The following is a 25649-nucleotide window of genomic DNA, read 5'->3' on the forward strand; positions in this document are numbered from 1 at the left end:
CCGGGACACCGCGTGAACCTTCTAAGGAAAATGTATGGGCGAATTATAGCGGGTTCGCTTTTGGCACGAATTTCGTCCGAATGGCCAAGGCACAAAAAAAGCGGTGTGTTTCACGTGAAACACACCGCCCGGTCGGTCGCAAACCCTTGAAGCAGAGGGCTTTACGCCACCTTCTTCGTCAAACCGAGATACGTTTCGATCACACGCGGATTCTGCGCCAGATCCTCCGCGGGACCTTCGAGCGCCAGCTCGCCGGTCTCCAACACGTAGCCGTAATCCGAAATCTGCAGCGCCGCACGTGCGTTCTGCTCAATCAGCAGGGTCGCCACACCGGTCTGACGAAGGGCGCTAATAATGTGGAAAATCTCCTTCACAATCAGTGGTGCGAGACCGAGGCTCGGCTCGTCGAGCATCAGCAACTCAGGCTTGCCCATCAGCGCCCTACCCACCGCGAGCATCTGCCGCTCCCCGCCGGAGAGCGTACCGGCCGCCTGCTTGCGCCGCTCCTTCAAACGCGGAAATAGCGTGAAGACCGGTTCAAGCTGATCGAGATAATTGCGCTCCCCCGCCCGCTTGCGCCGGTATGCTCCGAGCACCAGGTTGTCTTCGACGCTCATCGTCGCAAACAGCTCGCGCTTCTCCGGCACCAGACACATGCCGCGCGCCACGCGCTTTTCGACCGGCACCGCGCTGACATCCTCGCCGTGATAGACGATTGTGCCCTTTGCATGTCCGGTCACCGGCAACGCGCCCATGATCGCGTTCAGTAGCGTCGACTTGCCCGCTCCATTTGGGCCGATCACCGACACAATCTGCCCCGGCCTCACCTTGATACCGGCGCCGTGCAGCGCCTCGACCTTGCCGTAGCGGACCGATAGACCCTCTACATCCAGGATCGGCATGGCGGAATTCATCATGGTTCTCATCAGTCCACCCCACCGAGATACGCTTCAAGCACTGCCGGGTCCTTCTGCACCTCTTCGGGCAAGCCTTCCGCGATACGCGTTCCAAACTCCATCACCACCAGCCGATCCGTCAGATTCATCACGAAGTCCATATCGTGTTCGACCAGCAGCACACTCATCCCCTCTTCCCTGAGCTTGCGCAGCAGGCCGGCGAGTTGTTGCTTTTCCTGATAGCGCAGACCCGCTGCCGGTTCGTCGAGCAGCAGCAGCGTCGGATCGCAGCACAGCGCGCGGGCGATTTCCAGAATCCGCTGCTGCCCCAGCGCCAGGCTTCCCGCTTCTTCATACATGTGCGCTTCGAGCCCTACGCGGCGAATCTGCTGCGCCGCTTCCGCCATCAGGCGCCCTTCTTCCGCGCTGTTCAGCTTGGCGATACTGCGCCAGACACCGGCATGGCCGCGCAGATGTGCCCCGATCGCCACGTTCTCCAGCACGCTCATGCCGGGCAGCAGCTTGACGTGCTGGAACGTGCGTCCAATGCCGCGCTTGACGATCTCCCGCGAAGTCAGCGCATCGATCCGCTCGCCACAAAACGTGATCTCGCCGCTGGTTGCCCGCAGCACGCCCGTGACGAGATTGAAAGTTGTCGACTTGCCGGCGCCGTTCGGCCCGATCAGGCCAATGATCTGCCCTGCCTTCACGTCGAAGCTGACGTCGTTCACAGCCACCAGACCGCCGAACTGCTTGCGCGCCTTATCTACAGTCAAAAGCGTTTCGCCGGCGGCCGGCTTGCTGCGCTGCGGCAACGCTTCCGCCTGATCCGGCACGTGCGCCTGCGGTCCACGCGGAAAGAGGCGCGCCACGAACGGCCACACCCCCTGCCGCGCGTACTGCAGCAGCAGCACCATCAGCACACCGAACACGATCACTTCGAAATTGCCGCTCTCCCCCAGCAGCTTGGGCAGCAAAGTCTGAAGGTAGTCCTGCAGGATGGTCAGAATCGCCGCACCAAGCACTGCGCCCCAGACGTGCGAGACCCCGCCTACCACGGCCATGAACAGAAACTCGATACCGTGGTTCAGGCCGAACGGCGTCGGATTCACCGCGCGCTGCAGATGCGCGTAGAGAAAACCTGAGACCGACGCCAGCACGGCGGCGTAGATAAAAATCACCACGCGCATCCATGCGGTGTTGACGCCCATCGCTTCCGCCATCGCGCCGCCGCCACGTAGTGCGCGAATCGCCCGTCCGGGCCGGCTATTAAGCAAGTTCTGAACGGAGAGCACTGCGCCGAGCACCACCACCCAGATCAGGTAGTAGATGTGGCGGCCCGACTCCAGATTGATGCCGAAGACGTTGAGCACCGGAATGCCGTTGATGCCGTCGTACTTGCCGAGAATGTCGAGATTGCCGAACAGGTAGAACAGCGCCAGCCCCCATGCAATCGTGCCAAGCGGCAAGAAGTGTCCTGAAAGCCGCATGGTTACCGCGCCGAGCATCAGCGCAACCAGTGCGGTCAGCACAACACCCACAATCAGTGCGAGCCACGGCGAGACGCCATACTGCGTCGTCAGAAATGCAGTCGTATAGGCCCCGACGCCGACAAATGCCGCCTGCCCGAAACTCGTCATGCCGCCGATGCCCGTCAGCAATACGAGGCCAATCGCCACAATCGCATACAGGCCGATGTAATTGAGCAGCGTCACCCAGTACTCGGGCACATGAAGCGGCTGCGGCAGCACCGGCAACGCGAATATCACCACGAGGAACAACCCGAAGAGCTTGTTTTGCATGATGCGTTTCATCGTGTCACTCCTCGTGCTCTTCCGCGTGCGGGCTGGCGAGACTGCGCCACAGCAACACCGGGATGATTAGCGTGAACACAATGACTTCCTTATAGGCGCTCGCCCAGAACGACGAATACGACTCGAGCAGCCCCACCAGCACCGAGCCCGCCGCTGCGAGCGGATAACTCACCAGCCCGCCGATGATGGCCCCCACGAAGCCTTTCAGGCCGATCAGGAAGCCCGAGTCGTAGTAGATGGTGGTGAGGGGTGCAACGAGGATGCCGCACAGCGCACCGAGCCCTGCGGCGAGCGTGAACGCGAGCCTGCCGGCCTGGGTCGTGCCGATACCCACGAGCCGTGCGCCGACGCGGTTGACCGAGGTCGCACGCAAGGCCTTGCCCGAGATCGAGCGGTCGAAGTACAGATAGAGCACGGCGATCAGCACCACTGCCGTACCGACGACCCAGACGCTCTGGCCGGAGATCGACAGGCTGCCGAAGTTGAACGTGGCATCCGAAAACGCATTGGTACGCGAGCCTTCGGCGCCGAACATCACGAGGCCGAGTCCGACCATCGCAAAGTGCACCGCCACCGCAACAATCAGCAACAACAGCGTCGTGCCCTCCGCGATCGGCTCGAAGGCCAGCCGGTACACGAACGGCCCCATCGGGATCACGATCAGCAGCGTCAACGCAATCTGCGCAAGCATCGGCAAGGGCTGCGCGAACAGGCCATGCGTCACCGCATACACCGCGACCGGGAACAGCAGATATTTCCCCGCGAGCGTTACCAGCGTGCGCACCAATTGCACGCGCCGCTCAGGATGCCGCACGAGGCCCGCGGTTTCGACCACGAAACACGCTGCGCCCATTGCAATCAGCAGCCAGCAGGTGGCTGGAAACTTCTGCGACTGCAATGCGGCGAGCGTCAGCGCGCCGTAGGACACGAACTCGCCCTGCGGAATAAAGATGACCCGCGTCACCGAAAACACCAGCACCAGCGCGAGCGCGAGCAACGCGTAAATCGCCCCAGTGGTGATGCCGTCCTGCGCGAGAATCGCCGCAATAGATAGATCCATACTTCCTCGTCCGGAAACGTCGAAACCGACTGCAATGAATTGCCTGAGACCGGAGTCGCGAGGCTTGCATAAGACCATGGGTCACGCGCTTGAGCGCGAACTCTGGCCGGCAAGCTAAAGCGCTAACTCCAGTTGATACTGGGGAACCGTCGTCGCGGATGAAGACGGCAAGATGCACTGCCCGCTGGCAATGAGCGCAGCCCCACTGCGGCACCGCTGCACGACCTGCGCACCGCACCGCAACTGATGCACAGTGCAGCGCGGCGGTTCACGTCGTTCATTGTCATCGAACAGAATGGCTACGCGGCGTCACCCACCGCACGCTATGCGCGAAGGGTGCGCCGCGCAAGGTGCGGCACGCTACTCGGTCTGCAGCTTCCACTTGCCGTCGACGACCTCGACGATCACACGGGCACGGTTATCGAGGCCGTTGTGGTCGTCCGCCGTGGTGTTCATGATGCCGTGCGCGAGCGGCAGCTCCTTGACGTTGGCGAGCGCATCGCGCAATGCCACGCGGAACGCTTCGGTGCCCGGCTGCCCCTTCTTCAGTGCTTCGGGAATCGCCCGCTGCAACATCTGGCCGGCATCCCATGCGTGCCCGCCGAAGGTCGCTACCGAGCCCACGCCATAGGCCTTTTCATAGGCGTTCTTGTACGCCTCTGACGACTGCTTCACAGGGTTCGAATCCGCCAGCTGGTCGGCCACGAGAATCGGGCCGGCCGGCAGCAGTTCGCCTTCGCAGTCCTTGCCGCATACGCGCAGGAAGTCGTTGTTGGCCACGCCGTGGGTCTGATAGATCTTGCCCTTGTAGCCGCGCTCTTTCAGCGTCTTGGCAGGCAGCGCCGCCGGCGTGCCGGAACCGGCAATCAGCACAGCATCCGGGTTCGCAGACATCGTCTTCAGCACCTGGCCGGTGACGGATGCATCGGTGCGGTTGTAGCGCTCATTGGCGACAAGCTTCAGATGATGCGCGGCCGCAGCGGTGCTGAACACGTTGTACCAGCTCTCGCCATAGGCATCCGAGAAGCCGATGAAGCCGACCGTCTTGACGCCGTGCTTCTCCATATAGCTCGCAATCGCATCGGCCATCAGACTGTCGTTTTGCGGCGTCTTGAAGGCCCATTCGCGCTTCGCATCCATCGGCGAGATGATGGCCGCCGAGGCCGCCAGCGAGATCATCGGTGTCTTGCCTTGCGAGACTACGTCAAGCATCGCCAGCGAATTCGGCGTGACTGTGGAGCCGATAATCGCGTCGACGTGATCCTCGTCGATCAGCTTGTGCGTGTTCTGCACGGCCTTGCTGGTATCGGATGCGTCGTCGAGCACGATGTATTGCACGCTCTTGCCGCCAATCTCCTGCGGCAGCAACGCGATGGTGTTCTTCTCCGGAATCCCGAGCGACGCCGCCGGCCCCGTCGTCGAAAGCGTCACCCCAATCTTCACCTGCGCCAGCGCCGCGCTCGTGCCGCATACCAGCGCCAACGTGAGGGCCGTGCGTACCCATTGCTTTGTCTTTTTCATTGCCTGTCTCCAAACGCTTGATGCGCCTATCTGTTATCCGGCTGGTGGGCCGAGTGTCTGAATCTATTGTCCGGGTCCTGACATGCCTAGCATGGTTTTCCCTGCAGCCATCCCACGCGGCGGACCCGCCACCCCGCGCGTGCAACAAAAAAGGCGCGTCAACTGCACGCGCCTTGTGTCTGATTCGGATTCGCTAATTCGCCTTCGCTCAGCAGCCGACGAGCTCGAACCTGCCGCAGAGCCTTTGCACCACGATGCGTGCCCGCCACTCGAAACCGGATGGGCCGTTCGCACTCATGTTGAAGATGCCATATGAAGCCGGCATGTCGGCTGCAATCAATGCCGTATTCGTTGCGCCCCGTGCCGAATTCATCCCGCTCCTCATGCCGCTGCGTGATTCGTTTGAAATCGAATTTGCTCATTTAAATACCGACTCAACGGTCGGCGAATGGCGAGTGTAGCGGACGCAACAGGCCTGCGGCAAGCGTTTTGCAAGCCTCGAACGGCGCAAAACGCGAGTCAGCGGTGGGGAAAAATAAGGGCCGAGTTATCAGGAAAAGTGCACCAAAAAACGGCAAGGAAATGCACGAAAAGCGGCGCAGGAAACAGCGGGGGAAAGACAAAAAATCGAATTGCCGACTTTATGAAAAGGGCAAATGAAAAGGCAAATAAAAAGCGCTGTTGGATCAATATCCAACAGCGCTTTTGTCTGGGCACTTAGTGCCTCATGTCTCCTCGTTCTCCACCTGCAAATTCGGTGTTCATCAGAACTGCGTGAAGATTAAACAAACGCTCCCATCCGGACAACTAGCATTTACCCTAGTGGTGCATCGCAGCACTGAATTGGGGCGTATCTGATGCATCTGGAGGCAGCCTGGACGCCCAATCACACGGCCCCATTTATGGGTCTTTAAATCGGACACCGAAGCAGTTCGGTAATTCAGGCTTTATGCCCGCAACGGTCGAACCCGCGCCACGATCTCTCCGACTATCCCGCGCCTGAATGCCAGTACGCAGGCAATAAAAATCAGGCCCGTCACAATGGTGGCCGATTCGCCCAGCGAATTGAACCACTGCACCCCAGTCACCGAGGCCAGCGCACTGCCGATGTCGCCCAACCGGTCCTCCAGCGACACGATCAACGCCGCGCCGAGCAACGGTCCGAACAGCGTGCCCATGCCGCCCACGAGAGTCATGAGGATCACGAGACCCGACATCGTCCAGTATGCGTCGCTCAGGGTCTCGAAACCGAGCACCAGCACCTTCATCGAACCCGCAAGGCCCGCGATACCCGCCGACAACACAAAGGCCAACAGCTTGAAACGGTCGGTGTCGTAGCCGAGCGAGACCGCCCGCGGCTCGTTCTCCTTGATGGCCACCAGCACCTGGCCGAACGGCGAGTGCACGATGCGCACGATCAGCAGGAACATCAGCACCATCACCACCAGCACGACATAGTAAAGCACCACGTCCGACGACAGGCTCAGCAGGCCGAACAGCTTGCCGCGCGGCACGCCCTGCAAGCCGTCTTCACCCTGCGTGAACGGCGCCTGCAGGAACACGAAGTAGACCATCTGCGCAAGCGCGAGCGTCACCATGGCGAAGTAAATGCCCTGGCGCCGGATGGCGAACAGGCCGACGATCAATCCGAGCAAGGTCGCCGCCGCGGTGCCGGCGAGCACACCGAGCTCAGGGGAATAGCCGAGCGTCTGGATCGCGTAACCAGTGGTGTAGCCCGCCATGCCCAGAAACATGGCGTGGCCGAACGACAGCAGCCCGGTGTAGCCGATCAGCAGGTTGAAGGCCGCGGCAAACAGCGCGAAGCACAACACCTTCATCACGAACAACGGATAGACGCCGATAAACGGCACCGCGACGAGCACCAGCAACAGCAGGCCGTAGAGCGCTTTTCTTTGCATCACTTTTCCTTGCCGAAAAGACCCGCCGGACGCACCAGCAACACCAGCGCCATGATGACAAAAACGACGGTCGCCGACGCTTCGGGGTAGAACACCCGCGTGAATCCTTCGATCACGCCGAGCAGCAGGCCCGTGAGGATCGAGCCCATGATCGAACCCATTCCGCCGATCACCACCACCGCGAACACGGTGATGATCATCGGCTGCCCCATCAGCGGCGACACCTGGATCACCGGCGCGGCAAGCACGCCGGCAAACGCCGCGAGCGCCACACCGAAGCCGTAGGTCAGCGTGATCATCAACGGCACGTTGACGCCGAACGCCTCGACCAGTTTCGGGTTCTCGGTGCCGGCGCGCAGATAGGCGCCCAGACGCGTTTTCTCGATCACGAACCACGTAGCGAAGCAGACCACCAGCGAGGCCACCACCACCCATGCCCGGTAATTCGGCAGGAACATGAAGCCGAGATTGGTTGCGCCGGAAAGCGCCTCGGGCACATCGTAGGGCTGGCCGGACGAGCCGTAGATCGAGCGGAATACCCCTTCCACCACCAGCGTAAGCCCGAAAGTCAGCAGCAGGCCGTACAGATGGTCGAGCTTGTACAGCCAGCGCAGCATCGAGCGTTCGATCACGATGCCGAACGCGCCGACAATCAGCGGCGCGAGCACCAGCATCGCCCAGTACGGCAGGTTGAAATACGATAGCCCCATCCACGTGAGCATCGCGCCCAGCATGAACAACGCGCCGTGCGCGAAATTGATCACGTTGAGCAGGCCGAAGATGATCGCGAGGCCGAGGCTCAGGATCGCGTAGAACGAACCGTTCACGAGTCCAAGCAGCAACTGGCTCAGCATCGCCGAGAGCGGAATGCCAAAGATTTCCATTGAACCCCTTAGCGCTTAACCCATCGTCAAGGTGAGATCGAGACGCACGCTATGTGGCCACGCGCGGCTCGCTGAGCATAGCCCGCGCGCAGTATCCAGAACGGTTGCGCCTGCCACGCCGCCCGGGGCAGGCGGGCAGAGTGCTTCAGCCCCGCTTCATTTCCACAACGCGCAGCGCGTTTCCGCCTTGGTCGTGAAAGCCTGCTCGCCCGGAATGGTCGCCGTGATCTTGTAGTAGTCCCACGGTTCTTTCGACTCGGCCGGTGTTTTCACCTGCATCAGATACATGTCGTGAATCATGCTGCCGTCCTCACGGATGTAGCCCTTGGCGTAGAAGTCGTCGATCTTCGTCTTCTTCAACTGCGCCATGATCTTGTCCGAGTCGGTCGAGCCGACCGTCTGCACCGCTTTCAGATACGTCATGGTCGCCGAGTAGTCGGCGGCCTGCAGGCTCGACGGCATCTTCTTCATCTTGTCGAAGTAGCGCTCGGCCCACTTGCGCGTGGTCGCGTCCTTGTTCCAGTACCACGAGTCGGTCAGCACGAGGCCTTGTGTCGTCTCGAGACCGAGGCTGTGAATATCGTCGATGAAGATCAGCAGCGCCGCGAGCTTCATGGTCTTGGTGATGCCGAATTCCTTGGCCGCCTTGATCGAGTTGATCGTGTCGCCTCCGGCGTTGGCAAGACCGAGCACCTGCGCTTTCGACGCTTGCGCCTGCAACAGGAACGACGAGAAGTCCGAAGCGGACAGCGGGTGCCGCACTTCACCCAGCACCTGGCCGCCGTTCGCCTTCACCACGTTCGACGTTGCCGTTTCCAGTGCCTTGCCGAACGCATAGTCGGCCGTCAGGAAGTACCAGGTCTTGCCGCCCTGCTTCGTCACCGCCGAACCGGTGCCCTTGGCGAGTGCGGTCGTGTCGTACGCGTAGTGGATCGTGTACGGCGTGCATTGCTCGTTGGTCAGCGTGTCCGCGCCCGCGCCGATGCTGATAAAGACCTTGTGCTTTTCGCCCGCCACCTGGTTCATCGACAGGCCGGTGGCCGAATTGGTGCCGCCGATCAGCATGTCCACGCCGTCGCGGTCGAACCACTCGCGCGCCCGCGAGGCGGCGATATCGGCCTTGTTCTGGTGGTCGGCGTAGACGACCTCGATCGGCTTGCCGTTGACCTTGCCGCCGAAGTCCGCCACCGCCATGCGGATCGCCTCGAGGCCACCCTGCCCGTCAATATCGGCGTACAGGCCCGACAAATCTGTGATGAAGCCGATCTTGACTGCGTCGTCGGCGGCTCGCGCGCTACCTGTCGTCAGCGCGACACTGGCCGCGGCTGCAAAGCAGAATGCCGAAAGTCGCGCGAGGGTCTTCATTTTCATTGCTGTCTCCTTGTTTCCTTGCTTGTGGTTATCAGAGGCAATCAGGCGCCTATGGTCTATACGCCCAGCAGGTCGTGCAGCGCCGGCATCTTGCTTTCGAGTTCGCCCGCGCCGAAATGCTCGACGATGCGGCCATGCTCCATCACGTAGAAGCGATCCGCGAGCGGCGCGGCAAAGCGGAAATTCTGCTCGACCATCACGATCGTGTAGCCGCGCGCCTTGAGCGTCATGATCATGCGCGCGAGTGCCTGCACGATGACCGGTGCGAGGCCTTCGGAAATCTCGTCGAGCAGCAACAGGTTTGCGCCGGTGCGCAGGATGCGGGCCACCGCGAGCATCTGCTGCTCGCCTCCCGAGAGCCGCGTACCCTGGCTCATGCGGCGTTCCTGCAGATTCGGGAACATTGCGTAGATCTCGTCGAGCGACATCATGTGCGCGGTGTCGCCGACCGGCGGCGGCAACAGCAGGTTTTCCTCACACGAGAGGCTCGAAAAGATGCCCCGCTCTTCCGGACAATAGCCGATGCCGCAATGCGCGATGCGATGGGTTGGCATCTCGATCGTCTCGCGTCCGCCGACGCGAATCGACCCCGTGCGCCGCCCCGTAAGCCCCATGATCGCGCGCAGCGTGGTTGTGCGCCCGGCGCCATTGCGACCCAGCAGAGTAACGACCTCACCGCGGTTCACGGTCAGGTCGACCCCATGCAATATGTGGGATTCGCCGTACCAGGTCTGCAGGCCCGCGATCTCAAGCGCGGGTTCCGCACTCGCGAGCTCGCTCACTTCAACGTTCTCCAGCTCGGCAACCGTATTCATGCGTGCGCTCCGGCGAGCGCGGCATCGGCACTGCCCATATAGGCCTGCATCACGAGTGGGCTCTTCGAGACTTCCGCATAGGTGCCCTCGGCGAGCACCTCGCCGCGCTGCAGGACGGTGATCGTATCGGAGATGCCGGCAATCACGTTCATGTTGTGTTCGACCATCAGGATGGTGCGGCCGCTCGACACCTTCTTGATTAGGGCCGTGACGCGGTCGACGTCTTCGTGACCCATACCCTGGGTGGGCTCGTCGAGCAGCATCAGCTCCGGTTCCATCGCAAGCGTCGTGGCGATTTCAAGCGCGCGCTTGCGGCCATAGGACAGTTCGACCGTCAGCACGTCGGCGAAATCGGTCAAACCGACCTGGGTCAGCAGATCCATGGCGCGGTCATCGAGTTGATGCAGCGAACGCTCGCTTTTCCAGAATTGAAATGCGGTGCCCAGGGCGCGCTGCAACCCGATGCGCACATTCTGCAATGCCGTCAGATGCGGAAATACCGCGGAAATCTGAAACGAGCGAATGATGCCGCGGCGGGCAATTTGTGCCGGCCGCTCGCCCGTGATGTCGATGCCGTTGTAAACGATCTGCCCGGAGGTGGGCACGAGGAATTTGGTCAGCAGATTGAAGCAGGTGGTTTTACCGGCGCCATTCGGGCCGATCAGCGCATGAATCGAGCCACGGCGTACGCGCAGGTTGACGCCGTTGACGGCGACAAAGCCCTTGAACTCCCTCGTTAGCCCGCGCGTTTCGAGAATCGTATCGCCGAGAATCATGTTCCCTTCCATGCGAAGTGAGGCGAAGCACTACGATCTTCCGCGCCAGTGGCTGCGCGACGTGAGATGGCGACGACACCCCCGTGTCGATCGTTGGCGTGGTGCACCAATGCGGACGGTAATCCATGGCGCGCCACGCGGCATGGCGCCATTGTCTCGCCAATGATGCAGCGCATTCATTGGGATTTGCACTTAGTATCTGGAGCGCGCCGGCAAGCCGCGGCGCTCTCCGCGCCTGCCTGTCACGCAATGGACATCGAAGCCGCCGAAGGGCTCGGCGACGCCTGCGCAGCAAGACGCGCGCGACGGTCCTCGCGAATCATGTCGCTCGCGCGCTCGGCGATCATCAGTGTCGGCGAGTTGGTGTTGCCCGAGGTAATGGTGGGCATGACCGAAGCATCGACTACGCGCAAACCCTCAACCCCGATCACACGCAGACGCTGGTCGACGACGGCCGCGGGATCGTCCGTCGTGCCCATGCGGCAGGTGCCGACCGGATGAAAGATGGTCGTGCCGACTTTACCGGCCGCCTGCTGCAACTCCTCTTCCGTTTGAAACTCGACGCCCGGCAGAATTTCTTGCGGCCGATACGGGGCCAGTGCGGGCGCAGCGGCGATCCGCCGGGTGAGACGCAGCGCATTGGCGGCAACATGCCGGTCGTAATCGTTGGACAGATAATTGGGCGCGATCAGCGGCGGCGCATCGGGCTCGGGCGAGGTGATATGGATACTGCCGCGCGAGGTGGGACGTAGCTGGCACACTGAGGCGGTGAACGCGTTGAAGCGATGCAGCGGCTCGCCGAAGCGATCGAGCGAGAGCGGCTGCACGTGATACTCGAGATCGGGGCGCGTGAGCGAACGGTCATCCGGGTCCGATTTCGCAAATGCGCCGAGCTGCGACGGCGCCATCGACATGGGCCCGCTCTGAAACAGCGCGTACTCCAGACCGATCATGAGCTTGCCCCACCAATGCGCCGAGGCGGTATTGAGGGTGCGCACGCCTTCGACCTTGTACGCCATGCGCAACTGCAGATGATCCTGGAGATTCTCACCTACGCCTGGCAGATCCTGGACGACGTCGATGCCAAGGTTTTGCAGCCGCGCGCCATTGCCGACACCGGAGAGTTCGAGCAATTGCGGCGAGTTGACCGCACCTGAACTGAGAATGACCTCGCAGCGAGCCTTGGCGAAATAATCGGTGTTGTTGCCGCGATATTCGACACCGGTGCAGCGCCGCCCATCGAACACGACACGTTGGGTGAGGGCACCGGTAATGATGGTTAGATTGGGACGCTTGAGCGCGGGACGCAGAAAGGCCTTCGATGCGTTCCAGCGGATGCCGCGTTTCTGGTTGACATCGAAGTAGCCGACACCGCTGTTGTCACCGCGATTGAAGTCGTCGGTGGCGGCGATGCCGGTTTCCTGAGCGGCCTGCGAGAAGGTTTCGAGGATTTTCCATTTGAGGCGCTGCTTTTCGACGCGCCACGGGCCGCCGGCGCCATGCGATTCGTTGGCACCGCCGTAGTAGTCTTCGCTGCGTTTGAAGATGGGGAGGACGTTGGACCAGGACCATGCCGGGTCATTGGTGACGCGGGCCCATTCGTCATAGTCTTCGCGCTGGCCGCGCATGTAGATCATGCCGTTTATTGATGAGCTGCCGCCTAGCACTCTGCCGCGGGGGTATGAGAGCGCGCGGCCGTTCAGGCCGGGTTCTTCTCTCGTTTTGTAGAGCCAGTCTGTGCGGGGGTCGCCTATGCAGTATAAGTACCCTACCGGGACGTGGATCCAGTGGTAATCGTCCTTGCCGCCGGCTTCCAGTAGAAGTACTGAGATTTCCGGGTCTTCGCTCAGGCGATTTGCCAGCACGCAGCCGGCTGTGCCGGCGCCCACGATGATGTAGTCGAATTCGCCCTCAAGGGTCCGGTCGCTTCGCGGTTGCTTCGTGTTCACCCTTTGTCTCCTTGTCGAGCCACCTAGCGTGGCATTCGGCTTTGCGGGTTTTCGTTGGGTTCCGCCGGATGTTCAAGCGGAAGGTGTTGCCCTATACGTACTTCTCTGCCTGCGCGGCGCTTTGGTGGTTGTTCCTATGGTGTTGGCCTTTCCTTGTTGTCTTGTCGGTCTATTAGCGTTGCCCCTGTGCGGGGCGGCACTTACTTTCTTTGCCGCCGCAAAGAAAGTAAGCAAAGAAAGCGGGCTGCAACCGCTAGCCAGTAGTGAGCCATCCCGGTCTGCTACCGGAAACGGCCCAAGACAAGACCCGCCCTCGCATATCCCCACTCAGTGACACAGCACTCATCCGCTCCAGCGTCGCGCTTCGCGCCCCGCCGAAGGGCATAACTTTGCGTCGCGTCACTTTGCTCGCTTTGCAACGTTCATGCTTAGGTATCCAAATTTAGTTTTCTACCACACTCAGCCAAGCCTACCACTCCAACACTCCACCCTACCGGCACTGCCCTCGAGACCTAGCACCCCAGCTCTCCGCCGCACAGGCACCACGAGCTAGGCCCACCAACCCCAGCGCTCCACCGCGCTGGCGCCGCCAGCCGGACCCGGCATCCCACCATTGGCGGACCCCTCCGCCGCGCACGAAGTGTGCAGGCGGGATGAATGAGCCCTTTGTCACTAACTGGTGTAGTGCGATGGCAGGTCTTGTCTTGGGCCGTTCCCGGTAGCAGACCGGGATGGCTCACTACCGGCTAGCGGTTGCAGCCCGCTTTCTTTGCTTACTTTCTTTGCGGCGGCAAAGAAAGTAAGTGCCGCCCCGCACAGGGGCAACGCTAATAGACCGACAAGACAACAAGGAAAGGCCAACACCATAAAAAAACCACCAAAGCGCCGCGCAGGCAAACCAAAAGAGCTTACTTAGCCACAGGCATCGTAAACTCAGCCCCCTTAGCAATACTGTCAGGCCACCGCTGCATAATGCTCTTATACCGAGTGTAAAACCTCACCCCTTCCTCACCATAGGCATGGTGATCGCCAAAAAGAGACCTCTTCCACCCACCAAAAGAATGCCAGGCCATAGGCACAGGAATAGGCACATTAATCCCCACCATCCCGATCTGAATCTGCCGGGAAAACGCTCGGGCCACACCGCCGTCGGAGGTGAAGCACGCCACCCCATTAGCAAACTCATTAGCATTAATGAGCTCAACCGCCGATGCAAAATCAGGCACCCGAACCACACACAACACCGGCCCAAAAATCTCCTCACGATAAATCTTCATCCCGGTCTGCACATCATCAAACAGCGTGCCGCCAAGGAAAAACCCTTGCTCGTGCCCATCCACCCGATGCCCGCGCCCATCGACAACAAGCTTCGCGCCTTCAGCGATACCCGCATCGATATACCCCTCAACCTTCGCGCGATGCGCGCCCGTCACGAGCGGTCCCATCTCCGCGTCCGGTTCCATCCCGTTGCGAATCTTCAGTGTCTTCACTCGCGGTGTCAGCCGCTCAATCAGCTCATCGGCAATATGCCCCACCGCCACCGCCACCGAAATCGCCATGCAGCGCTCGCCCGCCGAACCATACGCCGCACCAATCAGCGCATCCACGGCCTGGTCCAGATCGGCGTCCGGCATCACCACCAGATGGTTCTTCGCGCCGCCTAACGCCTGCACCCGCTTGCCGCGCTTCGTGCCTTCCGTATAGATGTATTCCGCAATCGGCGTCGAGCCGACAAACGACAATGCACTGACTTCCGGATGCGCCAGCAATGCATCCACCGCCACCTTGTCGCCGTGTACCACGTTGAACACGCCGTTCGGCAAGCCGGCTTCCTTGAGCAGTTCCGCAAGCCGGATCGATGCCGATGGGTCGCGCTCCGATGGCTTCAGCACAAACGTGTTGCCGCATGCGATCGCGACCGGAAACATCCAGCACGGCACCATCATCGGGAAATTGAACGGCGTAATGCCCGCCACCACGCCCAGCGGCTGGCGCAGGTTCCAGTTGTCGATGCCGCCGCCAATCTGGTCGGTGAAATCCGTCTTCAGGAGATTCGGAATGCCGCAGGCAAATTCCACAATCTCAATGCCACGCATCACCTCGCCCTTCGCGTCGGAGAACACCTTGCCGTGTTCGCGCGTAATCAGCTCGGCCAACTCGTCGTGGTGACGGTCGAGCAATTCCTTGAACTTGAACAGCACCCGGGCGCGCTTGATCGGCGCCGTTTCGCTCCACGCCGGAAACGCCGCCTTGGCAGCCGCCACCGCCGCGTCGACCTCCGCCACGTTCGCCAGCGGCACGCGCGCGCTCACCGAGCCCAGTGCGGGATTGAAGACGTCGCCGTAACGGTCGCTGGTACCGTCGATCGCATGGCCGTTGATGAAATGGGTCAGCGCGCGGGCGCGCGTCTCGCTCCGATGTGTCTCGCTCATGTTTGTCTGCCTCGTTCGATGAATAAACTTGCGCCAGTGATCTAACCGCTTTGTCTCGGCCCTTACCTCGCGATGTTCGCAGCGTAATCGCCAACCCCCTTTGAAATCCAATGAGTAATGCTCAATTGCGCTATAAGGCGCGCTAATATCAGGGGATGGACCTAACCCTGCTACGTGCGTTCGTCACCGTCGCCAATGAGGGCAACCTCACCCGCGCCGCGGTGCAACTGCATCTCACCCAACCGGCCGTCAGCCTGCAGATCAAACATCTGCAGGAAACGCTCGGATTGACGCTGTTCACGCGCACCTCCCACGGGCTATCCCTGACGCGCGATGGCCAGGCGCTGCTGCCGCATGCGGAACGCGCGCTCGGCGCCGCCGGCGACGTGCAGCGCGCCGCGGCTTCCTTGCGGCATGAGGTGCGTGGACGGCTGCGTATCGGCACCATCCTCGATCCGGAATTCTTACGGCTGGGTGGCTTTCTCAAGCAGCTCGTCGAAACCTGGCCGCATATCGAAACCGCCCTGCGGCATGGCATGTCGGGCTGGGTGCTCGAACAGATTCGCGCCGGCGAACTCGACGTCGGTTATTACATCGGCCAGCCGTCGGAAGACGATGCGCGCGACGGAACCGCGTTTCATGCCGTCACGCTCACGCACTTCCAGTACCGCGTGCTTGCGCCCGCCGGCTGGAAGGACCGTGTGAAAGGCGCGCGCGACTGGCGTACGCTTGCCGCGCTGCCGTGGATCTGGACGCCGCCCGCCTCCGCGCATCACCGGCTGCTGTCGCGGCGCTTTGCCGATGCCGGCGTCAAGCCCGTGAAAGTGGCGGAGGTGGATCAGGAGCCGTCCATGCTCGATCTGGTCAAATCGGGCGTGGGCCTCACTCTGGCGCGCGATGCCATCGCCATCGCCGAAGCGCACGCTCACGCGCTGACGATCGTCGAAGGCGTCACCGTGCCGACCCAGTTGAGCTTCGTCACGCTGGCCGCGCGCCAGGACGATCCGGCGATTGCCGCCGCGCTCAAGCTGATCGAACAGCAATGGGCGATATGAGCCCCGCTCATGACAGTTTGGCGGTCTGCGACGCAGGATCGCGGACACCGTAACACCACCGTCACGCGCTTTTTGCTAGATTCACAGTTTGCGCGTGTGGCCCGCGCCCGCCTTTGTTTCAGTTTCGTTCGAGTTTGTCCTTCCCGGCGCGCTTCACCCCTGCCCCACCTGAAGCCGCCGACAATCCATCCTTCCACAGGAGCCTGACATGGCACGCAACATCGAAATCAAAGCCCGCGCCCAGCACTTCGATCAACTCCGCGAGCGCGCCGCCGAACTTTCGCCCGAGGCTCCGCTGATCTTCCGCCAGCAGGACTTCTTTTACGATGTGCCGCGCGGAAGGCTAAAGCTGCGCCAGTTCGACGACGGCACGCCGGCCGAACTGATCTTCTACCAGCGCGACGATCGTGACGGCCCGAAGGCGTCGTACTACACGCGCAGCCCGGTGACCAATCCGGAGGCCATGCACTCGCTGCTCGCCACCGCCCTGACCACGCGCGGCATCGTCACCAAGGAACGCCATGTCTTCATCGCCGGACGCACGCGGATTCACCTCGACCGTGTAGACGGTCTAGGCGACTTTATCGAGCTGGAAGTGGTCCTCGCCCAAGACGATGACGAGGAAGGCGGTCATGCCGAAGCGCGTGACATGTTCGCAAGGCTCGGCGTGCCGGAGTCGGATCTGGTGGCGGTCGCTTATGTGGATCTGCTCAGCCCGGAGAGTGAGCCGCGTCAGGCCGCATAAGCAGGTTGCATAAGCAGGCCGCATACGCAGGTTGCGAGGCGCCGGCTCAGCGCCGGAAAAGCGATACAGCACCACAGCGGGATCGCCGGGCGCGGTCCCGCCGCCTCAGTCGGCGGCCGCGCCGGGCGCCAGATGCCCCAACGGCAGCGGGCCATTGCGCTTGAATGTGGTGAGCACGATATTCGAGCGCACGCTGTCCACGCCGGGCACCCGCATCAGTTTTTTCATCACGAACGACGACAGCGCATTTAGGTCCGGCGCGACAATGCGCAGGAGATAATCGGCATCGCCTACCACCGCGTGGCACTCGAGCACTTCCGGCAGCACGTCGATCTGTTGCTGGAACTGCTCGATGATCGAGTCGCCATGATGCTTGAGCTTGAGACTCGTGAATGCCGTCACGCCGAGGCCGAGCTTTTCCGGGCGCAGCACCACCCGATAGCCGTCCACCACGCCCGCCTGTTCCAGGCGCTGTAGCCGCCGGCCGATCTGCGACGGCGACAAAGGCACCTGCTCGCCGAGTTGCTGATGGGTCGCCCGGCCAAAGCGCTGCAGCACCTCCAGTAGCGCGAGATCGAAGTGGTCGAGTTCAAGCATGATAAATCTCCGCATCAATTTAGTATTTGATGCACGATTATTGCATACTCGACGATATTTACGCTCACTTTGCGCTCTTCCCGCAGATCACTCGCTCTACACTGGTCACATTGAAACAGCGCCGCAAGCGAGCCGCATCATGTCCAGTCCCAACACCGCCAAACTGCAGGAGCAATTCGACGCCGGCCTCGAGACCCGCGCCGACTTCACCATCGACCAGCCGCTGCATCGCTACGGCAGCGTCGATCACGCGGTGTGGAAACAGCTCTATACGCGCCAGACTGCCATGCTGACGGGCCGGGTCTGCGACGCGTTTCTGGCCGGTGTCGAGCGTCTGAACCTGTCGGCCGAGCGCGTACCGTCATTTGCCGCCATCAATACCCAGCTCACACCCGCCACCGGCTGGGAAATCGTCGCAGTGCCGGGACTCGTGCCGGAGCAGGTGTTCTTCGAGCATCTGGCAAACCGGCGCTTTCCGGTGACATGGTGGATGCGCCGTCCCGATCAGCTCGATTACCTGCAGGAGCCGGACTGCTTTCACGACCTGTTCGGCCATGTGCCGCTGCTGATCAATCCGGTGTTCGCCAACTACATGCAGGCCTACGGCCGTGCAGCGCTCGCAGCAGATAACGTGAGCGCCTTGCCTCTGCTCGCGCGGCTCTACTGGTACACGGTCGAATTCGGCCTGATCCGCGATGCGGCCAGCCCGGGCGGCGTGCTGATCTACGGAGCGGGGATCGTTTCGAGCAAGAGCGAGACGCTCTACAGCCTGGAAAGCGCGGCGCCGAACCGGCTCGGCTTCGACCTCGCACGCGTGATGCAGACGCGCTACCGGATCGACACGTTTCAGAAGACGTACTTCGTGCTCGACGATTTCGCGCAACTGTTCGAGCTGGCAAGTACCGATCTAGCCCCACTGCTGGCAAAACTGGCCGATGCGCCGCCGTACCCGGCGGGAGCCGTACTGGACTCCGATCGCATACTCAATCGCGGCAACCAGCAGGGGTGGCAGGTTGACGGAGACGTCTGACAGCGGCACTCCCCGATCCGTGAAAAAATAGACAGATGTCCGCGCCGTGCGCGCCGCTTTGACGCAAGCGCGCGGCCGGTCAACAGGACGCGCGTCGGCGCGCCGTTCCAGACAAGCGAGGCATCCTCATGATTCACAAACTCACTTCCGAAGAGCGTTCCACCCAATTGAGCCAGCTGCAAGGCTGGGTGGCAGTGGCCGGTCGCGACGCGATCCAGCGGCATTTGAAGTTTACCGATTTTAACGAGGCGTTCGGCTTCATGACGCGGGTGGCAATCAAGGCCCAGGAAATGGACCATCACCCGGAATGGTTCAACGTCTACAACAAGGTGGAAATCACGCTCTCAACACATGAGGCAAACGGCCTCACGGAGCGGGATATCGCGTTGGCCCGTTTTATCGATCAGGTGGCCAAAGGGTCGCAGCAGGGCTAACCACTAGACACACGCAAGCTGGCGATTGCAGTACGATGAAAGCACTTTGCAGGGCTTCCGGCGCGCTAACCTTCACTTCTACAGGCCATTCTTAAGGCGAACGTAAGAATTCCATGCTTCCCGGGCGGTCCCATCCAAACCTTCCGGTGATAGCGCGGTCTGACGCTGTACAATCATCAGCGCATACGGCTTGGAGAGCGCGCTTGCCTCCTTGCACAGAACGAGTTCGTCGCCGCTCGAAGGTGAGCGGGCGCGCCAGAAGTTGATCGCGGCTTCCAGTTCGTGGATCGTAATATCGGACATGACTTTCGTGATCGCTCCATGGCCGCGCAGGCACGGCGACGCCGCCAGGCACCCTGTGCAGCAGGCGCCCCGGCGAACCGCGTGCCCGAACGCCTAAACCCATTGTACTTGAGCGAAACCCATGCGACTCCTTCTGATCGAAGATGACCGCCCCATCGCACGCGGCATCCAAAGCAGTCTCGAACAAGCCGGCTTCACAGTCGACATGGTCCACGACGGCATTTTCGCCGAACAGGCCCTCACGCAAAACCGCCATGAACTGGTGATCCTCGATCTGGGTCTGCCCGGTATCGACGGCATGACGCTGCTCTCGCGTTTTCGCCAGAGCAACCGGCACACGCCGGTGATCGTGCTGACCGCGCGCGACGAACTGAACGACCGCGTCCAGGGGCTGAACTCCGGCGCTGACGACTACATGCTCAAGCCGTTCGAGCCGGCTGAACTCGAAGCGCGCATCCGTGCCGTGATGCGCCGCAGCGGTCCGCACGGCGACATGCCGCGTCCGGAAGTGTCGCTCGGCGGTGTGCGCCTGTCGGGCGTCGACCGTCGCATCTTCAATGACGACAAGCCGCTCGAACTCTCCCCGCGCGAATTCGCGGTGCTCGAAATGCTGCTGCTGCGCCACGGCCGCGTGGTCAGCAAGGCCCAGTTGCAGGATCACCTGACGCACTTCGGCGGCGACCTCGGCGATACCGCAATTGAAGTCTATGTGCACCGTGTGCGCAAAAAGCTCGAAAACTGCCGTGTCGAAATCGTCACGGTGCGTGGCTTCGGCTACCTGTTGCAGGAAATCCGTCAGGCCGCATAATGGCTATGAAGGCTCGGGCTATGGCATCTGTAATAAACCGTAATAGCCCGATGACCTGACGGCGCTGGGCCGGCTATGCGCATTCATCGCACGGATGCGCCGTTTGCCGGCTCCCAGCGGCTTTCGGCGGCGCCTCTGCCGCCCTGCCTCTTTTATCGCCTTCCATCATGCCCCACCCGGCCGCGAATAGCCTGCGTCGCACGCTGCTACGCCGCCTCGCCGCTCCCCTTTCCCTGCTCGCTTTGATGAGCGGACTGATCGCCTACTGGCTGGCGTGGCAATACACGCAGCATGTGGTCGACCGGTCGCTGGCCGACCTTGCCACCGCCATCTCCAAGCAGATCCAGATCGCCGGCCGGGACGCTTCGATCACCGTGCGTCCGCTCGCCCAGGCAATGTTCTCCGATCCGGTCGAGCATCTGGTCTATCGCATCAGCGACGGCGAAAGCGAGATTGCCGGCGACCCGAAGCTGCCGCTGCAGGGTCAAAGCGTGCGCATCATGCATTACGCGTACGTATTCGAGGCGCAGTACGAAGGCGTCACCATGCGCGTCGCCCAGGTGCGCGTCGATCAGCCGCAGGGCAATCCGATCGTCGTCGAGGTGGGCCAGCCGGTTCAGCACCGCATCCAGATCGCCGCCGAATTCCTGGTCGCGATCATGATGCCACTGCTATTGCTGCTGCTCGCCGGCTGGGTGATCGTGTGGCGGGTAGTAAACCAGCAGCTCAATCCTCTGACCGATCTGGCCGATTCGCTGAACCGGCAAACGCACACCTCGCTCGAGCCGGTGGACGAAACCTATGTGCCGGTCGAAATTCGCCCGCTGACCGGCGCGCTGAACGCCCTGCTCGATCGCCTGAAAACCGCCCTCGACGCCCAGCGCAAGTTCATTGCCGACGCCGCGCATCAACTGCGCACGCCGCTGACTGCCGTCAAGCTGCATGCCGAACAGGCCGCCGTGGCACGCGACCCCCAACACACGCTGGCCGCCGTGCGCGAACTGCGCGCCGCCGCCGACCGCGCAGTGCGGCTTTCGAACCAGTTGCTGTCGTTGGCGCGCGCCGAACCAGGCGAGCAGGCGGCGCGTTTCGTCAACGTCGATATGGCGGCGCTCGCCTTCGAGACCGGCGCTGAATGGGTACCGCGTGCGCTCGCGGCGCACGTCGACCTCGGCTTCCAGCGGCTCGACGACCCCGCCAACGATCGTCCGCTGACGGCACGCGGCAATCCCGTGCTGCTGCGCGAGGTCATCGCCAATCTGCTCGACAACGCGCTCAAGTATGTGCCGCCCTCGCGCTTCGACGGTGGCCGCATCACGGTCACCGTGTCGCAGAGCCGCAGCGACAATATGGCGATGGCCGAGATCATCGTCGAAGATAACGGGCCCGGCGTGCCGCTGAATCAGCAAGCGGATCTGTTCAAGCGCTTTTTCCGCGGCGACGGCCAAAGCGAAAGCGGCGTCGATAGCGGCGCGGGTCTCGGCCTCGCCATCGTCCACGACATCATGGTGCTGCATCACGGCAGCGTGCATTACGAGGACGCGCCCGACGGCGGTGCACGCTTTATCGTGCGGATTCCGCTAACTGCCAGCGATCCGCTGCGCGATGCCGACAACCGGCGCACGCAAAAAAAATCGGCGCACTCGGCGCCGATCGATCTGTAGCTCCACAACCGTCATTCCGCAGGCGGACGACGCAAACAAATGAAGCAAACTCGTGGCCGGGCTGCGCTCACGCAGCAGCCCGCAGGTCACTTCTTCTTTTTCTTGCTTTTCTTCTCGCCCTTTTCCTTTTCCGGCGGCGCCAGCATGGTGCCGCGGCACTTGCGCGCGCCGCAGCGGCATTCGTATTCCTTCTGCAGCTTCTTGGTCTGACGCGCGTCGATCACGAGGCCGTAGTCGTAGAACAGTTCTTCTTCGGCCGCGATATCGCGCAAGGCATGCACGTAGACGTGCCCGTCAATCTCCTCGGCTTCGCAATTCGGCGCGCAAGAGTGATTGATCCAGCGGGCGCTATTGCCCTTCACCTTGCCGTCGATCACGCCGCCGCCGTCGAGCGCGAAGTAAAACGTGTGATTCGGCTCTTTCGGATTGTGTGGATGACGTCGCAAAGCTTCCTTCCACGAGATGCGCTCGCCCTTGTATTCGATCAGGCGCTCGCCGGCTGCAATCGGTTCGACCGCAAACACGCCTTTGCCATGCACTCCCGAACGGCGCACGACGATCCTGCGTGAACTCATTGAATGAATCCTTGTGAAGAGCTGGGGTGAACATCTTATTTCCGGTCAGCATCGGCTGCATGAAAAACGCCGGCTTTTCTGACGCGAATAGCAAACGCGGCGCCTTGCGGGCGCCGCGTCGAGTTGCAACGCAAATGCGTCACATCCGGCATCGTACACGCTTGATATGGCTTCCTTCAACCGTCAAACAAGCATCAGCGTGTTCTGCCCGCGATAGACCTAACGCTGTCCGAACGAAATCTCGCCGAACAACGCTTTTTGATCGCGTGGCTGCGAGCGCCAGTACTGCGGCGGCGCTTCGACAGTCGCGCCCAGTTGGGCTGCGGCATGCCACGGCCAGCGCGGGTTGTAGAGCAATCCGCGCGCCAGTGCGATCAGATCGGCGTCGCCCTGTTCGATCAGTTGCTCGGCGTGCAGCGGATCGGTGATGAGGCCCACCGCGATGGTGGTGAGACCGGTTGCCTGTTTCACCGCGTGCGCGAACGGTACCTGGTAGCCCGGTTCGAGCGGGATCTTCTGCAATGGCGAAACACCGCCGGACGACACATCGATCCAGTCGCAGCCGCGCTTTTTCAGCTCAAGCGCGAAGGCGATCGTATCGTCGAGACTCCAGCCGCCTTCCATCCAGTCGGTTGCCGAGACGCGCACGCCCACCGGCTTGTCGGCCGGAAACGCCGCGCGCACGATCTCGAAGATCTCCAGCGGAAAGCGCATGCGGTTTTCGCGTGAGCCCCCGTATTCGTCCTCGCGCTGATTGGCGACCGGCGAGAGGAACTGATGCAACAGGTAGCCGTGTGCAGCATGTACTTCAAGTGCATCGATGCCCAGGCGCGCTGCGCGCCGCGCCGACGCCGCGAACGCTTCCCGGATCCGGTTGAGGCCTGCCGTATCGAGTGCCAGCGGCGGCTCTTCGCCGGCTTTGTGCGGCAGGGCCGATGGAGCATGCGGCAGCCAGCCGCCCTCGGCGACCGGAATCAGTTGCCCGCCTTCCCATGGGGCATGGCTCGACGCTTTGCGACCGGCGTGCGAAAGCTGCATCGCCACGGGAATGGAGGAATGCTTGCGGATGGCGGCCAGCACCGGCACCAGCGCGGCTTCGGTGACGTCGTCCCACAAACCGAGATCGCCCGGCGTGATGCGGCCATCGGGTTCCACGGAGGTGGCTTCGATGCACAGCAGGCCCGCACCCGATAACGCCATACTGCCCAGATGGATCATGTGCCACGCCGTGGCTTCGCCACGTTCGGCGGAATACTGACACATCGGCGACACAACAATGCGATTGGCAAGCGTCACGCTACGCAGCGTGAGCGGAGAAAAAAGCGCGCTCATGGATTACGCCCAAGGATGGCCGAAGAGCGAATGAGCATAGCACCGGGCCTGATTCGCTGCAGGACCGATGCCGGTGCAATTCAGCCGTGGCGCCTTACGTGGGTTCGCTGCCTGGTCCACGCACGGTTGCCCAATACGCCAGTCATGCCCGCTCGCCATGCCTGAGCGGGAGATTGCGCCTGGCACTGCGTACGGTTCAGGCCTTTTTCTCGACCTGATCGAGCCACTCGGCAAACATGCGCTGCGCCGCTTCCTCCAGACCGGGGCCGAAACGGGCGGTCTCGGCACGCAGTTCGCGCACGTCGATGCCCTCAGCGGCGATCTCCCCGGCATTCCCGATCAGCCAGGGTTCGAAGCGGTCTGCGCGAATTTCCGGGTGACATTGCAGAGCGAGCACATGCTGGCCCCATGAGAAGGCCTGGTTCTCGCAGGCTGGGGTCGAGGCAAGGTGTGTGGCGCCCGCCGGCAGATCGAAGGTATCGCCATGCCAGTGCAGCATGGAAGTCTGGGCCCCGTCCAGATGACGAAGCGGTGACAGCCGGCCCGCCTCGCTCAGCGTGAGCGGTGTCCAGCCGAGCTCGGTCTGCGCTGCCCGGTAGACTCGCGCACCCAGCGCCCGGGCAATCAGTTGCGCACCGAGACAGATGCCCAGCGTGGGCAGACCGGCCGCAATGCGTTTTTCGAGCATCGACAGCAAAGGCACGAGCGTCGGATAGCGTGCGTCGTCAGTAGCACTGATCGGACCACCCAGCACGACCATCAGCGAAGGCGCGACGGGATTGGGCGCCTCGATCCGGGCAAAGCCGACGTCGAGGTAGCGTACCGGCCGGCCACGCTCGCCCAATACCAGCTCGAGACTGCCCAGATCTTCGAAGTGGACATGGCGAATGGCCAGAACTTCGTGAATCATCGGCACAGCCCACCTTCAGTTTGACAAAAGGACACGCCGCAAAACGGCGCAAAACCGGCGGGGCAAGCCGCATCGAGCGGCTGCCATGGCCGGCTTGGCAGTGTGGCAGACCTCGCTTTACAGCGCGTAGATCTTCCAGTTTTTCTTCTGGGTCGCGACGTCGGCGGTTTCCTGAACCGAGCAATCGAGACGCACGTCCGTGTCCGACATCTTCAGGTCGAGCAACGCGCAATGATGCGGCGTTTTCTTCGGATTCTTGCTCGGCTCGAAATGCGTGCAGGTCAGGCACATGCGGTGCGACGGAATGTCTTCCTGCTCTTCGAGCTGGCGCACCGTCTTCAGCAGCGTGCGGTAGAACAGCGCCTGCTCTTCCTCGCGCAGCGTGCTGACTGCCTTGGCGAGAAAGTCCGGCCATTGCGCGGCGCGCTTGGCAGCCGTGCGGCCGCGGGCCGTTAGACGCACCGCGAGGGCGCGGCCGTCGTCGAGCGCCCGGCGCTTTTCGACCAGCCCCTTGCTTTCCAGGGTGCTGACCGCGTCGCTCGTGGTCGCGGCGGTCAACGCCGTTTCACGGGCGATTTCGCCAAGGCGCATCGGACCCTTGCGTTGCATCAGCAACACCAGAATCTCGCCTTGGGTGGGCGTCAGCCCCGCGCCTTCTGCCCACTCCCATGCCTGGCTCCGCATGGCCGTGCTCAGTCGCAATAGGCTGTGGGTAACTCGCCCGGTTGCCTGCTCTCCGTATACGCCTTCGCTCATAGT

Annotated in this window: 24 protein-coding genes; 6 read left to right on the forward strand and 18 right to left on the reverse strand. The window is 62.0% G+C overall.

All coding sequences use genetic code 11. The features are described from left to right. Nucleotides 1–161 precede the first annotated feature (161 nt). From FFS45_RS19715 to FFS45_RS19775, 12 genes are all read right to left on the reverse strand, one after another. A complete protein-coding gene (locus tag FFS45_RS19715; RefSeq protein ID WP_171029690.1) occupies nucleotides 162–914 on the reverse strand; it encodes an ABC transporter ATP-binding protein in 753 nt (250 codons plus the stop codon). Nucleotides 915–925: 11 nt separating this feature from the next. Then, nucleotides 926–2710 (reverse strand): branched-chain amino acid ABC transporter ATP-binding protein/permease, encoded by a 1785-nt coding sequence (locus FFS45_RS19720; protein ID WP_137956313.1) that lies wholly within the window; start codon nucleotides 2708–2710, stop codon nucleotides 926–928. Between the two features lie 4 nt (nucleotides 2711–2714). Continuing rightward, nucleotides 2715–3770, reverse strand: coding sequence for a branched-chain amino acid ABC transporter permease (locus FFS45_RS19725; protein WP_137956314.1), 1056 nt, complete (start codon nucleotides 3768–3770; stop codon nucleotides 2715–2717). A 360-nt stretch (nucleotides 3771–4130) separates the two neighbouring features. Then, a complete protein-coding gene (locus tag FFS45_RS19730) occupies nucleotides 4131–5291 on the reverse strand; it encodes an ABC transporter substrate-binding protein (protein WP_137956315.1) in 1161 nt (386 codons plus the stop codon). A gap of 158 nt (nucleotides 5292–5449) precedes the next feature. Beyond that, the gene (locus tag FFS45_RS19735; protein ID WP_137956316.1) at nucleotides 5450–5713 is read right to left on the reverse strand and encodes a hypothetical protein; all 264 of its coding nucleotides are present in this window, start codon (nucleotides 5711–5713) and stop codon (nucleotides 5450–5452) included. A 525-nt stretch (nucleotides 5714–6238) separates the two neighbouring features. Continuing rightward, on the reverse strand, nucleotides 6239–7210 hold the full coding sequence (locus tag FFS45_RS19740) for a branched-chain amino acid ABC transporter permease (protein ID WP_137956317.1): 972 nt from the start codon (nucleotides 7208–7210) through the stop codon (nucleotides 6239–6241). Continuing rightward, nucleotides 7210–8094 (reverse strand): branched-chain amino acid ABC transporter permease, encoded by an 885-nt coding sequence (locus FFS45_RS19745; protein ID WP_137956318.1) that lies wholly within the window; start codon nucleotides 8092–8094, stop codon nucleotides 7210–7212. Before FFS45_RS19745 ends, FFS45_RS19740 begins: the two co-directional genes overlap by 1 nt. Nucleotides 8095–8250: 156 nt before the next feature. Then, entirely contained in the window at nucleotides 8251–9465 is a 1215-nt protein-coding gene (locus FFS45_RS19750; RefSeq protein ID WP_137956319.1) for an ABC transporter substrate-binding protein, read from the reverse strand. 56 nt (nucleotides 9466–9521) lie between these two features. Next, nucleotides 9522–10280 carry an ABC transporter ATP-binding protein gene (locus FFS45_RS19755; RefSeq protein ID WP_137956320.1) on the reverse strand — a complete coding sequence of 253 codons (759 nt, stop codon included), beginning with the start codon at nucleotides 10278–10280 and terminating at the stop codon, nucleotides 9522–9524. Beyond that, nucleotides 10277–11056: an ABC transporter ATP-binding protein gene (locus FFS45_RS19760; protein ID WP_137956321.1), complete on the reverse strand. Its 780-nt coding sequence runs from the start codon at nucleotides 11054–11056 to the stop codon at nucleotides 10277–10279. The genes FFS45_RS19755 and FFS45_RS19760 overlap by 4 nt, the downstream gene beginning before the upstream one ends. A 242-nt stretch (nucleotides 11057–11298) precedes the next feature. Beyond that, nucleotides 11299–13005 (reverse strand): choline dehydrogenase, encoded by a 1707-nt coding sequence (locus tag FFS45_RS19765; RefSeq protein ID WP_137956322.1) that lies wholly within the window; start codon nucleotides 13003–13005, stop codon nucleotides 11299–11301. Nucleotides 13006–13913: 908 nt separating this feature from the next. Continuing rightward, nucleotides 13914–15437 carry a CoA-acylating methylmalonate-semialdehyde dehydrogenase gene (locus FFS45_RS19775; protein ID WP_137956324.1) on the reverse strand — a complete coding sequence of 508 codons (1524 nt, stop codon included), beginning with the start codon at nucleotides 15435–15437 and terminating at the stop codon, nucleotides 13914–13916. Between the two features lie 155 nt (nucleotides 15438–15592). Between FFS45_RS19775 and FFS45_RS19780 the strand changes: the two genes are divergently transcribed. Both FFS45_RS19780 and FFS45_RS19785 read left to right on the forward strand, forming a co-directional pair. After that, on the forward strand, nucleotides 15593–16492 hold the full coding sequence (locus tag FFS45_RS19780) for a LysR family transcriptional regulator (RefSeq protein WP_137956325.1): 900 nt from the start codon (nucleotides 15593–15595) through the stop codon (nucleotides 16490–16492). Between the two features lie 208 nt (nucleotides 16493–16700). Further along, on the forward strand, nucleotides 16701–17237 hold the full coding sequence (locus tag FFS45_RS19785) for a class IV adenylate cyclase (RefSeq protein WP_137956326.1): 537 nt from the start codon (nucleotides 16701–16703) through the stop codon (nucleotides 17235–17237). A gap of 105 nt (nucleotides 17238–17342) precedes the next feature. Here the strand turns inward: FFS45_RS19785 and FFS45_RS19790 are convergent, their stop codons facing one another. Further along, nucleotides 17343–17834: an Lrp/AsnC family transcriptional regulator gene (locus FFS45_RS19790; RefSeq protein ID WP_171029687.1), complete on the reverse strand. Its 492-nt coding sequence runs from the start codon at nucleotides 17832–17834 to the stop codon at nucleotides 17343–17345. Between the two features lie 139 nt (nucleotides 17835–17973). Here FFS45_RS19790 and phhA point away from each other — a divergent pair, with 139 nt between their 5' ends. Then, nucleotides 17974–18864, forward strand: a complete 891-nt coding sequence (gene phhA / locus FFS45_RS19795; RefSeq protein ID WP_249362853.1) for a phenylalanine 4-monooxygenase — start codon at nucleotides 17974–17976, stop codon at nucleotides 18862–18864. A 128-nt stretch (nucleotides 18865–18992) separates the two neighbouring features. Beyond that, the gene (locus FFS45_RS19800; RefSeq protein ID WP_137956329.1) at nucleotides 18993–19298 is read left to right on the forward strand and encodes a 4a-hydroxytetrahydrobiopterin dehydratase; all 306 of its coding nucleotides are present in this window, start codon (nucleotides 18993–18995) and stop codon (nucleotides 19296–19298) included. Between the two features lie 78 nt (nucleotides 19299–19376). On the opposite strand, the gene FFS45_RS19805 is transcribed toward FFS45_RS19800, so the two are convergent. After that, entirely contained in the window at nucleotides 19377–19601 is a 225-nt protein-coding gene (locus FFS45_RS19805; protein ID WP_137956330.1) for a DUF3717 domain-containing protein, read from the reverse strand. 121 nt (nucleotides 19602–19722) lie between these two features. Between FFS45_RS19805 and FFS45_RS19810 the strand changes: the two genes are divergently transcribed. Together FFS45_RS19810 and FFS45_RS19815 are read left to right on the forward strand one after the other, a co-directional pair. Next, on the forward strand, nucleotides 19723–20409 hold the full coding sequence (locus tag FFS45_RS19810; RefSeq protein WP_074262960.1) for a response regulator transcription factor: 687 nt from the start codon (nucleotides 19723–19725) through the stop codon (nucleotides 20407–20409). Between the two features lie 167 nt (nucleotides 20410–20576). Next, complete coding sequence (locus FFS45_RS19815) at nucleotides 20577–22073, forward strand: sensor histidine kinase (protein ID WP_137956331.1); 1497 nt, start codon at nucleotides 20577–20579, stop codon at nucleotides 22071–22073. Between the two features lie 86 nt (nucleotides 22074–22159). On the opposite strand, the gene FFS45_RS19820 is transcribed toward FFS45_RS19815, so the two are convergent. The 4 genes from FFS45_RS19820 to FFS45_RS19835 all read right to left on the reverse strand — a co-directional run bounded on the left by FFS45_RS19820 (nucleotide 22160) and on the right by FFS45_RS19835 (nucleotide 25646). Then, complete coding sequence (locus FFS45_RS19820; protein ID WP_137956332.1) at nucleotides 22160–22648, reverse strand: SET domain-containing protein-lysine N-methyltransferase; 489 nt, start codon at nucleotides 22646–22648, stop codon at nucleotides 22160–22162. Nucleotides 22649–22867: 219 nt separating this feature from the next. After that, nucleotides 22868–23980, reverse strand: coding sequence for an NADH:flavin oxidoreductase/NADH oxidase (locus FFS45_RS19825; protein ID WP_137956333.1), 1113 nt, complete (start codon nucleotides 23978–23980; stop codon nucleotides 22868–22870). A gap of 196 nt (nucleotides 23981–24176) precedes the next feature. After that, on the reverse strand, nucleotides 24177–24890 hold the full coding sequence (locus tag FFS45_RS19830) for a glutamine amidotransferase (RefSeq protein WP_137956334.1): 714 nt from the start codon (nucleotides 24888–24890) through the stop codon (nucleotides 24177–24179). Nucleotides 24891–25007: 117 nt separating this feature from the next. Continuing rightward, nucleotides 25008–25646, reverse strand: coding sequence for a MarR family winged helix-turn-helix transcriptional regulator (locus tag FFS45_RS19835; RefSeq protein WP_137956335.1), 639 nt, complete (start codon nucleotides 25644–25646; stop codon nucleotides 25008–25010). Between the last annotated feature and the right edge of the window lie 3 nt (nucleotides 25647–25649).

The organism is Burkholderia sp. 4M9327F10 (assembly GCF_005503145.1).
Classification (GTDB): Bacteria; Pseudomonadota; Gammaproteobacteria; order Burkholderiales; family Burkholderiaceae; genus Paraburkholderia.